Origin of the sequence: Methylobacter sp. Wu8 (genome assembly GCF_036440755.1) — a bacterium.
In the GTDB taxonomy this organism is placed as follows: Bacteria; Pseudomonadota; Gammaproteobacteria; order Methylococcales; family Methylomonadaceae; genus Methylobacter_A; species Methylobacter_A tundripaludum_A.
Genome location: NZ_JAZGVT010000026.1, coordinates 17,234 through 29,288 on the forward strand (window position 1 = coordinate 17,234; position 12,055 = coordinate 29,288).

Sequence of the window (12,055 nt, forward strand, 5' to 3'; positions counted from 1 at the left end):
CAGGGGCGGAAGCTTTGAATTTATTAAACAGGGGGAAATGAATAATGGTGAAGTTATTATCGGCTGGGGCGCTGATTTTTCTTTTTTCTGCGCCGGTATTGGCGGTGGAGTATGAAGATCATAACGGTATGCTGATGGATCACGGTGATGGCCATTTAATGGATATGGGTGGCGGCATGGTGATGGGTCAGAATACCAGCACGTTGCCGGGTGGCTGCGACCGCATCGCCGAGACCAAGGAAATTACCGTGCATGCCGGTCATAAATACGCTGAGAAATTCCCCGGCAGAATGTTTGCGTTTGATACGCAGGAATTTAATTTTAAGCCATGCACTAAATTGACCGTCCATTTTGTCAATGAAGATAAAATCCGTCATCAATGGATGATGCATGGCTTGCCCAAATATTTGTATCCAAAGGGTATGTTTCATTTAGAAGTGTCCGGGCCTGCGAAAATTTCAGGAACATTGATTCTGCCTCCCGGAGACAAAACCTATCTGGTGCATTGCGACATTGCCCAGCATATGGAAAAAGGCATGAAAGCCCAGTTGAAAGTCGGCAAAGGCGATGGCGATCTGCCCAGTATTCCCGGCGTGACCGCTTACGTTGTGCCGGACGACTACAAGGGAAGCCTGGAGACAGTGATGGCTGCGGTTTCGGCGGCAGCTGAGGCACCCGCTCCGGTTGTTGCTCCCGCTGTGGCCCCGGCGTCCACACAACAACCGAAAGAAGACTCGGTTATTTCAGGCGTCACCGTGATCGGTTTAGCGATTGGTTTGTTGCTTGCGCCGTTCCTGGCGAAAAAATTTAAAGGGATGAGCGTATCGGAAGCGGTCGCAACTGTTTTTGAATGGCTGAGAGCGGGAATTGAGCTGGTGATAAAGCTGTTATCCGGTTTGATTAAACTGGTTGTTTCCAATAAAAACAAGATATTGCCCGGAAATTAAGTTCCGGCAACATGAAAACCCCTGCGCTCTTTGACCGCAGGGGTTTTTTTTGAGAGAAAAAGTGCAAGACATAGGGTTTGAAATAGGCGGGCTGTTTATCAGCGCATTTATATCGTCAACGATAGCGCCGGGGGGGTCGGAAGCTGTTTTGGCTTATATGATAGCGGCTGGACACTATCCGGCTGAGCTTGTCGTTATCGTTGCCACGATAGGCAATACGCTGGGCGCGATCACAACATGGGGCTTGGGCGTTCTGGCGGCTAAAAAGTTCCCGGTTGCCACGCTTTTATCGGAAAACAAACAAAAAGCGTTGGCTTTAGTAAGGCAAAAAGGTATTTGGACGCTGTTTTTTACCTGGTTGCCGGTGGTTGGCGATGCGTTGTGTTTTGCCGGCGGATGGCTAAAGCTGCCATTTTTGCAGGCCTGTTTAATCATATTGCTGGGTAAATTTGGCCGATATGCGGTGATAGCCTGGATGTTTGTGTGACGGTCTGACTTACCCGAACCAATTTAAAATATATCTCCACGAAGTTCACGAAGAGAAGCCGTACTACTTAGGAATGTGCATAAAATAACTTGAGCAGGTTTTATTTTTAAACCATGAAGAGCATGAAGGACATGAAGAATTTAAGCTTCATTCCTTCATGCTCTTCATGGTAATTGCTTAAATTAACTTATGCATGTTTTCATGGTGAATTATTTACTTACATTTTATTGATTGAATACGAGGTCATTGTGCTGCGTCATTTTCCACCTGTTAACGTTGCTTATTCCCATAGAAAGCGGGATTATTTTATAGCGGCGTTTACTTTTTTTTGCGTGGCAGTCTGCCTGTTGAGCGATTCCAATGGGAGCCTGGAAAAGCAAAATGCTCTTGGTGTTTGCGCTTGGGTGTTTTTGACCGGATTGTTGCTTGGGGAAAATAGAGAAATAAGAGTGCAGGTTGTCATTGCCATCATGTTTGCGACTATCGGCGAGCATTTTGCGTCGCCTTTTATGGGCGGATACACATACCGCTTCGGGAATGTTCCGGCCTATGTGCCGCCCGGTCATGGCATGGTTTATTTAACTGCGGTCGCGCTGGGCCGTTCCGGGTTATTTCAGCGTTATGCCAGAGAAATCGCCACCTCAGTGGTATTCGTGTGCGGCGTCTGGTCTGTTTGGGGTATCAGTGGTTATGCCGAACAAGGCGATTCGGTTGGTGCATTGCTGTTTTGTGTTTTTCTGGCTTATCTTTTTAAGGGCCGTTCGCCAATGGTTTATTTGGCGGCCTTTTTTATTACCACATGGCTGGAGTTAATCGGCACCGCCGTTGGCACCTGGAAGTGGGCGGCGATAGACCCTGTTTTGGGGCTGCCTCAAGGCAATCCGCCTAGTGGTGTCGCCGCCTGGTATTGCCTGGTTGATGCGGTGGCTATGGGGGGCGCCGCGCCGGTATTAAAGGCGGCAAAGAGTGTCCGCGACTGGCTAAAGTCCGCCAAGTTACGAAAAAGCGCATATCAGGGCGCGGAAAATGAATAAAATCGCGTAATCGGATTACGCTAAATTAACTAAAGCGCCCTGTCGTAAACAGGGAATCATCAGCAAGCAAAAATAAGGGGAATATTATGGATCGTCGCGATTTTATTCGATTAAGCGCAGCGGGTGTGGGTGCGGGTATGGTTGCACCGGCAATGGCATTGGCCGACAGCGGAAAACAGGCGGCAGGAAGCATCTATTATACAAAAGATGCGCCCGGCCGCTGGAGCGATAAAGTTGCAACGCACTTGCCTAACATTGAAATAGAGAAAGCGGGAGGAAAGATCGTTGTAAAAATCGTAACCGCCCATGAAATGAAAGGTTACGAGCACTATATTGTTAAGCACGTTTTGCTGGACCAAAACTATAAATTCATAGACGAATACCTGTTTAATCCAGATAAGGACAAGGCTGCAATATCAACGTTTACACTGCATGATTATAGCGGCCCGATTTATGCGTTGAGCATGTGCAACAAACATGATCTCTGGTTGAATGGGACGGAAGTGTAAGCATCAATTTTATGGATAGGATGGTAAGCGGTTCATTGTAGTCATTGCCGGAACATAATTTAACTAATGAAAAACCGCCAAGCTTTGCAGCCAAAGCCGAAAAAAATCCTAGTGATCGCAATGCGCTATCTCGGCGACGTGCTGTTGACAACGCCCTTATTGCATTCGTTGCGGCAGGCCTACCCTGATGCCCGGCTTGATGTATTAGTGTTCCGTAATACGGCTGCCATGCTGGAAGGCAATCAGGATATTAATCATATTATTACCACGCCTAACCGCCCTAAGCTTCCTGATTATTGGCAATTACTCAGGCAATTATTCAGGCGGTATGATCTTGCTGTCGCCACTCAGGCGGGAGACCGTCCGTTTTTGTACACCTTGCTCGCCGCACCGTTTCGGATTGCCGCCGTGCCGCCGAAAAACTCCACCGGCTGGTGGAAGCGATTTTTTGTTCAGCGTTGGACGGAATTCGATGACGAAAACACGCACACGGTCCTGCAACACCTTAAATTGTTGGATTTGATTGATGTCCCCCGGTGCTTTGCATTGGTGCCGCCGCAAATCGGCGACAGTCGGCAGTTGGCGAAGCAATTTCCTTTTTTGTCGGATAATACCGGCTACGCGGTTCTGCACCCGCATCCGCAATGGACATACAAGCAATGGACTGTAGAGGGGTGGATCGAGGTCGGCCGTTATCTCAAAGAGCTGGGACTGAGGCTGGTTCTTTCGGGAGGTTCCGCCCAGGAGGAGGTTGATTATGTCGCTACTATTCAACGTCAGCTTCCCGAGGATACGATCAATCTGGCGGGGCAGGTTTCGTTGGCGCAATTGGCGTACATCATTGCTCAAGCAAAATTATATATCGGTCCCGATACCGGCATCACTCATCTGGCCGCTGCAACAGGAGTCCCGGTGATTGCGCTTTATGGGCCGACCAATCCGGTAAAATGGGCGCCCTGGCCTTACGGGTTTAGTCAAAACATCAACCCTTTTCATAAAACAGGCTGTCAGCATGTTAATAATGTCAACCTCATTCAAGGTGAGGCAGATTGCGTTCCTTGTCATTTAGAAGGTTGCGACCGGTATCGGCAAAGCAGGAGTCAATGTTTGGATAAACTGTCCCCGGAACGTGTTAAACGCATGGCCGGGCAATTGTTAGGGAAGCGCTGACTTAGTCCTCTGACAGGCTCAGGACGAGCGGTAACGTATTGATTTCGTTCGTGGTGAGCCCGTCGAACCATGAACGGAAGCATTTTGTTCAGCGCTTCCTTAGGTAAATGATTGCTCAATCCGCAGCTATAAGTTTTGGGCATAGCAATCGGCTTAATGACAAAAAACTTACCCAATGGCCGCGCTTTTATGGAAAAATAACAAGCTAAAGCAGGATTTCGGCGGCGTTTACTTTTGATTGGGATAGCGGGAAGGGATAGGGCGTTCTTTTTAAGAAACAACAGCTTATTGGCCGTTTGCAAATCTTATGTCATCGAACATTAGCCGCAAGCTGCTCGATACCAACACACTGCGGTGAGAAGATCTTATTGTTGAACAAGACAGTAAAATGGTTTGTTTGACATTACCCTTGGAATCCGTTTCGCCAGCGCGGTTGCAAAATCCGTTATTTAACTTTGAAAAGTTAAAATGCAAAACTATTTATCAATTAATGGCGTTAATCAAAAAAGTCTATGGTTTCCTACACAGCGATTGCTGAAAAATCCCTTTTAATCTGCCGATGTGTGGCGATAATTGCGGCCATTGCCGCCCCGGCTTCTACGGCTGTTACCGGTGTGGCTTGCGTTGTCATGCTGCTAACCTGGCTTATTTCAGGGCAAGTTTGGCAAAGCCTGAAAAGATCGGCGGTGCAGCCTGCGGGGAAAATGCTGCTACTGTTTTTTGCCTGGCTTGTTATCAGCAGTCTGTACGCCGATACCTCTTGGGCGGATAAAATCGATACGCTGTCCAGCTGGAAAAAATTATTGTTCACTTTTGTCTTATTCGGTCTGTTTTATGAATCGCAGTGGAAAGCGCGTTTTATTTACTGCTATTTAGCGGCGATGTCTCTCGCCGCTGTGATCGCAGTCCCTTTGTGGTTGCTGGATATTACTGTAAGGTCGGGCAGGGAGGCCGGCATTTTTATGACCAACCACTCTTCGCAAAGTTTAGCGTTTGTGGTTGCCACCTTATGCGGTATTTTTTTGCTCAAAGAATCGCTCAGTCTGCAAAAAAAATCTTTGTTAGTCGGAGTGATGGCTTTGTTTTTGTTTAATATTTTTTTTATCAGTCCGTCTCGAAGCGGTTATCTTGCTTTGCCTGCCGCCGCCGCCTTTGCGTTTTTTATTCTGTATAAGCATAAAAAACTTCATTATATTCATGGTATTGTTGCAGCTGCAATGTTGTTAGTGATATTAACTTCAAGTACTTTACAGCAGCGTATTAAATTAGGATTGGAGGAAAAAACCAATTACCAGAGTAGTGAAAGTGTAACGTCTATAGGGATTCGCGTTATTTTTGCGCAAAATACGCTGGAATTAATTCAACAAAAACCGTTATTTGGCTATGGAACGTCTTCTTTCAAGACGGTTTACAGCGCACATGTTGCCGCAAAATATCAAGATTGGCGCGGCGCACCGGCATCCGACCCGCATAATCAATATCTATTCGTCTGGCTGGAAAACGGCTTGGTCGGATTATTGATATTTTTAGCTTACATTTACACGGCTATCAGACAGGGGGCAAGCCAGCAGCCGTATGGAGCGATTGCGGCGAGTGTGCTGGTTGCGGTTGCAGCCACCAGTTTGTTTAATTCAAACTTTAAAACCTTTCCAGAGGGACATTTGCTGGCTTTTTTTGTCGGTTGTTTATTAGCACGGCAGCCGAAGAATATGGCGGAGGCTGAGTGTGCTTAGCGTAATCATTATCACCAAAAATGAAGCGTCACATATTGGCCGCTGCCTGGAGTCGGTTGCGTGGGCGGATGAAATTGTGGTGCTCGACTCAGGCAGTGAGGATGATACGGTGTCCATTTGCCGCCAATATACCGATAAAGTCTATGAAACAGACTGGCCGGGGTTCGGCATTCAGAAGCAGCATGCGCTGGATAAGGCCAACGGCGACTGGATTTTATCGGTCGATGCCGATGAAGTTGTGACGTCGGAGTTAAGGGCGGAAATTGAAAAAGCGATCCAACAGGGAAACTGTAAGGGTTATGAAATCCCCCGCCTTTCCAGCTATTGCGGCAGGCAGATGCGCCACGGCGGTTGGTGGCCCGACTATATATTAAGATTGTTCCGACGCGATTGCGGCCGGTTCACCGATTCAGTCGTCCATGAGAATATTATCGTTCAGGGGCAAATCGGTCGCCTACGCTCGCCGCTGCTGCATGACGCCTTTGTAAATCTGGATGAGGTTTTGCATAAAGTGAACAGCTATTCAGCTTTGGGCGCGGAAATGATGTATCAACGGGGCGTTCGTTCATCGTTGGGTAAAGCCGTCTTAAAAGGGCTATGGACGTTCATCCGCACTTATTGGATTAAAGCGGCTTTTCTGGACGGACGGCAAGGGCTGATGCTGTCGATTTCCAATGCGGAAGGCGCTTATTACAAATATCTTAAATTGCTGGAATTGCAAAACCGGCAGCCTCGTTAAGCATGAATTTAATCTCCGTTATCGTAACCACGTATAACTGGCCGGCTGCATTGGAGCTTTGTCTGGACAGTCTGTTTGCCCAGCAAGATCCGGCGTTTGAAATCATCATTGCCGACGACGGTTCCACGCCGGCCAATCAGGAGCGGACCCAAGCCTATTGCGCCAACAGCCCGGTGCCGATTCGCTATGTTCATCACGAGGACCAAGGCTTCAGAGCGGGTACCATCAGGAATAAGGCGGTTGCGAGCAGTCAGGGCGGCTATTTGCTGTTTATTGATGGTGACTGTGTGCTTCGGCCTGATTTTATTGCCCGGCATCGGCAGCTGGCGGAACCCGGTTATTTTGTGCCGGGCAACAGGGTGTTGTTAAGTGAGTCGTTTACCCAGGAAGTCATTGAAAAACATATTCCGTTGAATCAAAAGCCGTTGAGTTATTTTATGTCCCTCCGGCTGCAAAAAAAGATCAACCGGGTTTCTGCTTTTATTCGGCTGCCCTTGGGGTTTTTAAGGAAGTTGCAGCCCAACAAGTGGCAAAAAGCCATGACCTGTAATCTGGCGCTATGGAAAAGCGACTTTTTGCGGACGAATGGATTTGACGAGCTTTTTGAGGGCTGGGGTTTTGAGGACTCCGATCTGGTCATTCGCTTGATACATGCGGGTGTCAAGCGCAAGGAAGGTCGGTTTGCGGCGCCTGTGCTGCATCTATGGCATCGGCATAATGACAAGAGCAAGCAGGACCTTAATTATCAGCGATTGTTGGACCGTTTGGAGCAGCGGGATTTTATTGTCGCAATAAAAGGCGTATCTCAGTATTGTGGGGACGCGTCTAATGCGCCGCGCGTTTAATGAAATATTCAAAAAATATGAAAAAAAAATCTAAAGAAAGCGCCCAAATATACAAGCGTTTGTTGACCTATGTGAAGCCGCATTTAGGGCTTTTTGCAATCAGCATTATCGGCTTCCTGATTTATTCGGGCACCCAAACCTTATTTGCGGCCTTGATCAAACATATCATCGATACGCTGCAAACCGAGACGCGGGAGGGCATGAATTATCTGCCGCTATTGTTCAGCGGATTAATTATCGTGCATGGCATTGGCGCTTATTTGGGCAACTATTTTCTGGCCAAGGTATCTAACAATGTCGTGCATGCCTTGCGCTGTGAAATCTTCGATCAGTATACGCGATTGCCGACCGCCTATTTTGACGCACATAACAGCGGCTACATGATTTCAAGGATAACCAATAATGTCGGTCAGGTGACCCAGGCCACCACCGATGCGGTGCGCACGATTGTGCGCGAAGGCTTTACGGCGATAGGTTTGTTAATTTACCTGTTTTATTCAAACTGGATGTTGTCGCTGGTTTTTGTCGCCATAGCGCCGGTTCTTGTGGTGTTGGTCGGGTATGTCAGCAGGCGCCTACGGGGGATCAGCAAGAAAATGCAGGAATCGATAGGCGACATGACCCATATCACCTCGGAATTGGTCGGCGGGCATCGGGTTGTGCGCAGTTACGGCGGCGAAGAATACGAGCGTCGGCGGTTTTTGGAGAGCAGTTTATATAACCGGAGCCAATCGTTAAAACTGTCAACGACGATGGCGATACATAATCCGATCATGCAGTTTATTATCGCGATAGCCTTGTCATTCCTGATGTACATGGCATTGTTCCTGATGAAGCAATCCACTGTCGGCGAGTTTGTCGGCTATCTGACGGCAGCTTTTTTATTGCCGAAACCGATCCGGCAGTTGAGCGATGCAAACAGCGATATTCAAAAAGGCATCGCGGCCGCCGAATCGTTATTTGAGATTTTGGATGAGCCGGGCGAATTGGATGAAGGCACCTATCAGGCCGAAAGATGCAAGGGGGCGCTGGAATTTAAAAACCTGACGTTTCAATATGCCGGTGCAAATGAACCGGCGCTGATCGACATCAATTTCAAGGCCGAGCCGGGACAGACTATTGCGCTGGTAGGGGCTTCCGGCGGCGGTAAAAGCACGCTCGCCAATCTGGTTTCGCGTTTTTATCCGCATGACACCGGGGAGATATTGCTGGACGGGGTTGAAATAAATACTTATCAGCTGGCGAATTTAAGAAAACAATTGGCGTTGGTCAACCAGCAAGTCACGTTATTCAATGATACGATAGCCAACAATATCGCCTACGGGGCGCTTGCAACCGCATCCCGAAGTGAAATAACCCAGGCTGCAACGGACGCCTATGCGATGGAGTTTATCGCCAAGCTGGAGCAGGGGTTGGACACGGAAATAGGCGAGAATGGCGTCAAGTTGTCCGGTGGGCAACGGCAAAGATTGGCTTTGGCCCGGGCGTTGCTGAAAGACGCGCCCATATTGATACTGGACGAGGCGACATCGGCGCTGGATACCGAATCCGAGCGCTATATACAGGCGGCGCTGCAAAAAGTCATGAGCAACCGGACGACGCTGGTTATTGCTCACAGGCTATCGACCATTGAAAACGCCGATATAATTTTGGTGATGGATCATGGCCGAATCGTGGAAAGAGGCACTCACCAGGAGCTGATTGCAAAGAATGGGGCCTATGCGCGCTTGCATTCCATGCAATTCAAGGAACATCGTAAGGGCGGTAAGCCGGTTGCCGCTACTGAAGCATTAAACTCAGGCATTGCTTAGGGAGCATTATTTTGAAGACATTTATTTCCGAGCTAGAACAGCATAAGGCTATGATGAAGCGCCGGATTGATTGTCGGCATGTTGCTGGGGAGCTGGTAGCAGTTTCCTCGTCGGGATGCCGTAAAAAGATATTAAACGCAGTGGGAGCTGCAAGGTTGAAAGGTATGGTTGTTATCGGAATAACCGGATATGGCGCTATTTACGACAGCATCGGCGCAGGAGATAGAAGACCAAAAATAGGCGCTTTAGGCGACGTAGGAACGGTTGCCGAGGAGGCCTATTAATGTTGGCGGCTGTACCTGAGTTTGGGCGGGCTCGAATCATAGTCATCGGCGATGTGATGCTGGACCGATATTGGTCCGGGCAGGCCTCGCGTATTTCGCCGGAAGCGCCTGTGCCGGTGGTTCGTGTTAAAGCTATCGAAGATCGCGTCGGTGGTGCGGGCAATGTCGCGCTCAATATTGCCAAATTAGGCGGCAAGGTCACCTTGTTGGGCGTTGTCGGCGATGATGCCGAGGGTGATATATTAAGGCGTCTGCTGGAAGCGGAAGGCGTGGATTGCGACTTTGTAGTCGAGCGGGATATTCGCAGCATCTGCAAGTTACGGATTATGGCGCAGCATCAACAGCTTATCCGGCTTGATTTTGAAGAGACGGCTCTCAGGTTTGATGCAGCTGCCTTGCGTGCCAAGCTGGCCGAGTATCTGCCCAAGCATGATACAGTTGTTTTCTCCGACTATGGCAAAGGAACGTTGGCGGATGTTTCGGCGCATATCATTGAGGCTAAGCAGGCAGGTCTTAAGGTTTTGGTGGATCCCAAAGGCGTGGATTATCGGCGTTACGCCCAGGCAGACCTGATAACGCCAAACCTGTCTGAATTGCAGGCGGTAGTTGGCGTCGCTGAACATGAAGCAGATTTGATAGAAAAAGGCCGCGGCCTGTTAACGCAGTATCAAATCCCGACGCTTTTGCTGACTCGCGGCGAAGCGGGGATGACCTTGATACAGGATGTTCATGTACATTCATTGCCGGCCCAGGCCAAGGATGTCTTTGATGTGACCGGCGCCGGCGATACGGTGATTGCCGTGATGGCGCTTTGTGTGGCATTAGATATGGCGTTGCATGAGGCGATGTATCTGGCTAACCTGGCGGGAGGTATCGTGGTCGGAAAGCTGGGTACGTCGACCGTATCAATGCAGGAGCTAACGCGCGCCATGCACGGCGATCGGGATTCACAGTATGGTATCGTTTCGGAAGATGAGCTGGTGCATATATTTGTTGGCGCAAAGGCTCACGATGAGCGGATCATTATGACCAATGGCTGCTTCGATTTGTTGCATGCCGGACATGTGACTTATTTACAGCAGGCAAGGGCCTTAGGTGATCGCTTGGTTGTCGCCGTGAATTCCGACGCGTCGGTTAGGCGGCTCAAGGGCGAGACCCGGCCTATAAATGGATTGCAGGAGCGGATGACGGTTTTGGCGGCATTAGCCTGCGTCGACTGGGTGGTTTCATTCGAAGAGGAAACCCCTGAAAGACTGTATTGCAGATTGTTGCCGGATGTTATCGTCAAGGGCGGCGATTACAGTGAGGAGCAAGTCGCCGGTGGCGATTGCGTTATTAAGGCGGGCGGCGAAGTAAAGATTTTGCAGTTTGTCGACGGTCAGTCGACGACGGCGATGATTAAAAAAGCGAGGGGATTGGAATGATTGTTGTCACGGGCGGTGCCGGTTTTATCGGTAGTAATCTTATTCGGGCATTAAACCAGCGCGGCGAGCGCAATATATTGTTGGTCGATCATCTGGTTAATGGGCGGAAAATGCACAATATCGCCGATCTTGATATCGCCGATTATATGGACAAGGAGGAGTTTATAGAGAAAATCGGTGTGGCTCACTTTTTTGATGGGGTGCGGGCTGTTTTTCATCAGGGAGCGTGTTCTGCGACGACGGAATGGGATGGGCGGTTTGTGATGAAGAACAATTATGATTATTCCAAGCGCCTGCTGCATTGGTGCATTGCAAGGAATGTCGCTTTTATGTACGCGTCATCTGCTTCGGTTTACGGTGACGGCAAGCATGGCTTTCGGGTTGAGCGCTGCTGTGAGCATCCTATCAATATGTATGCTTATTCAAAGTTCCAGTTCGATCAGTATGTTCGCCCTTTATTGGCTAAAACAAAAAGCCCGATTGTCGGTTTTCGCTATTTTAATGTTTATGGGCCCAGGGAGCAGCATAAAGGCTCTATGAGCAGTACTGCACTGCATTTTAATCGGCAGCTTATCGAGCAAAAAAAAGCAAGACTGTTTGAAGGGTGCGACGGCATGGCTGACGGTGAGCAAAAGCGCGACTTTGTTCATGTTGATGATGTTGTCGATGTAAATCTGTGGTTTTTAGATCATCCAGAGCAGCGCGGAATATATAATGTGGGGACGGGGCAAGCGGAAACGTTTAATGCGGTAGCTCGGGCGGTGATTGATTGGCATAAGGGAGGAAGTATTGAGTACATTCCTTTCCCAGATCATTTAAAAGGGGCTTATCAGAGTTATACGCAAGCCGATATTTCCGGTTTAAGAGAGGCGGGTTATATGAAGGAGTTTCTGACCGTTAAGCAGGGCGTCACAAAATATCTTGATTGGTTAAACGCATAAAAGGATTTTTAAATAATAACTTCTTGACCATATTGGCTGTAGTTGTATAATACGCAGCTCTTCCGGGTATGAAGCCTTTGGAAGGGCGAGCAGGATGCTTGGTAGGAAATAAAGCCAGCAAGGACGTTGAC

At 48.7% G+C, this 12,055-nt stretch carries 13 protein-coding genes; 12 read left to right on the forward strand and 1 reads right to left on the reverse strand.

Going from position 1 to position 12,055, the window contains the following annotated elements:
* The first annotated feature begins 44 nt into the window (after positions 1–44).
* The 5 genes from V3O24_RS01390 (at position 45) to rfaQ (ending at position 4,147) form a co-directional block, all read left to right on the forward strand.
* The gene (locus V3O24_RS01390) at positions 45–947 is read left to right on the forward strand and encodes a copper oxidase (RefSeq protein ID WP_104423906.1); all 903 of its coding nucleotides are present in this window, start codon (positions 45–47) and stop codon (positions 945–947) included.
* Positions 948–1,008: 61 nt separating this feature from the next.
* Positions 1,009–1,434 carry a YqaA family protein gene (locus tag V3O24_RS01395; protein ID WP_104423907.1) on the forward strand — a complete coding sequence of 142 codons (426 nt, stop codon included), beginning with the start codon at positions 1,009–1,011 and terminating at the stop codon, positions 1,432–1,434.
* A gap of 248 nt (positions 1,435–1,682) precedes the next feature.
* Entirely contained in the window at positions 1,683–2,468 is a 786-nt protein-coding gene (locus tag V3O24_RS01400; RefSeq protein ID WP_331305852.1) for a hypothetical protein, read from the forward strand.
* Between the two features lie 86 nt (positions 2,469–2,554).
* Positions 2,555–2,977, forward strand: a complete 423-nt coding sequence (locus V3O24_RS01405; protein WP_331305853.1) for a desulfoferrodoxin family protein — start codon at positions 2,555–2,557, stop codon at positions 2,975–2,977.
* A gap of 66 nt (positions 2,978–3,043) precedes the next feature.
* Entirely contained in the window at positions 3,044–4,147 is a 1,104-nt protein-coding gene (rfaQ, locus tag V3O24_RS01410) for a putative lipopolysaccharide heptosyltransferase III (RefSeq protein WP_331305855.1), read from the forward strand.
* Positions 4,148–4,667: 520 nt separating this feature from the next.
* On the opposite strand, the gene V3O24_RS01415 is transcribed toward rfaQ, so the two are convergent.
* The gene (locus V3O24_RS01415; RefSeq protein WP_331305857.1) at positions 4,668–4,958 is read right to left on the reverse strand and encodes a hypothetical protein; all 291 of its coding nucleotides are present in this window, start codon (positions 4,956–4,958) and stop codon (positions 4,668–4,670) included.
* Between V3O24_RS01415 and V3O24_RS01420 the strand changes: the two genes are divergently transcribed.
* From V3O24_RS01420 to rfaD, 7 genes are read left to right on the forward strand one after another with little or no spacing between them, the layout of a single operon-like run.
* A complete protein-coding gene (locus V3O24_RS01420) occupies positions 4,951–5,880 on the forward strand; it encodes an O-antigen ligase family protein (RefSeq protein ID WP_331305858.1) in 930 nt (309 codons plus the stop codon). The genes V3O24_RS01415 and V3O24_RS01420 overlap by 8 nt on opposite strands.
* Complete coding sequence (locus V3O24_RS01425) at positions 5,873–6,619, forward strand: glycosyltransferase family 2 protein (RefSeq protein WP_331305860.1); 747 nt, start codon at positions 5,873–5,875, stop codon at positions 6,617–6,619. The genes V3O24_RS01420 and V3O24_RS01425 overlap by 8 nt, the downstream gene beginning before the upstream one ends.
* A 2-nt stretch (positions 6,620–6,621) precedes the next feature.
* Complete coding sequence (locus tag V3O24_RS01430; RefSeq protein WP_331305861.1) at positions 6,622–7,464, forward strand: glycosyltransferase family 2 protein; 843 nt, start codon at positions 6,622–6,624, stop codon at positions 7,462–7,464.
* A 17-nt stretch (positions 7,465–7,481) separates the two neighbouring features.
* Positions 7,482–9,275 (forward strand): lipid A export permease/ATP-binding protein MsbA, encoded by a 1,794-nt coding sequence (gene msbA / locus V3O24_RS01435; protein ID WP_331305862.1) that lies wholly within the window; start codon positions 7,482–7,484, stop codon positions 9,273–9,275.
* An 11-nt stretch (positions 9,276–9,286) separates the two neighbouring features.
* Complete coding sequence (locus tag V3O24_RS01440; RefSeq protein ID WP_331305863.1) at positions 9,287–9,559, forward strand: hypothetical protein; 273 nt, start codon at positions 9,287–9,289, stop codon at positions 9,557–9,559.
* Positions 9,559–10,983 (forward strand): bifunctional D-glycero-beta-D-manno-heptose-7-phosphate kinase/D-glycero-beta-D-manno-heptose 1-phosphate adenylyltransferase HldE, encoded by a 1,425-nt coding sequence (hldE, locus tag V3O24_RS01445; RefSeq protein WP_331305864.1) that lies wholly within the window; start codon positions 9,559–9,561, stop codon positions 10,981–10,983. The genes V3O24_RS01440 and hldE overlap by 1 nt, the downstream gene beginning before the upstream one ends.
* The gene (gene rfaD / locus V3O24_RS01450; protein WP_104423915.1) at positions 10,980–11,924 is read left to right on the forward strand and encodes an ADP-glyceromanno-heptose 6-epimerase; all 945 of its coding nucleotides are present in this window, start codon (positions 10,980–10,982) and stop codon (positions 11,922–11,924) included. Before hldE ends, rfaD begins: the two co-directional genes overlap by 4 nt.
* The last annotated feature ends 131 nt before the right edge of the window (positions 11,925–12,055 follow it).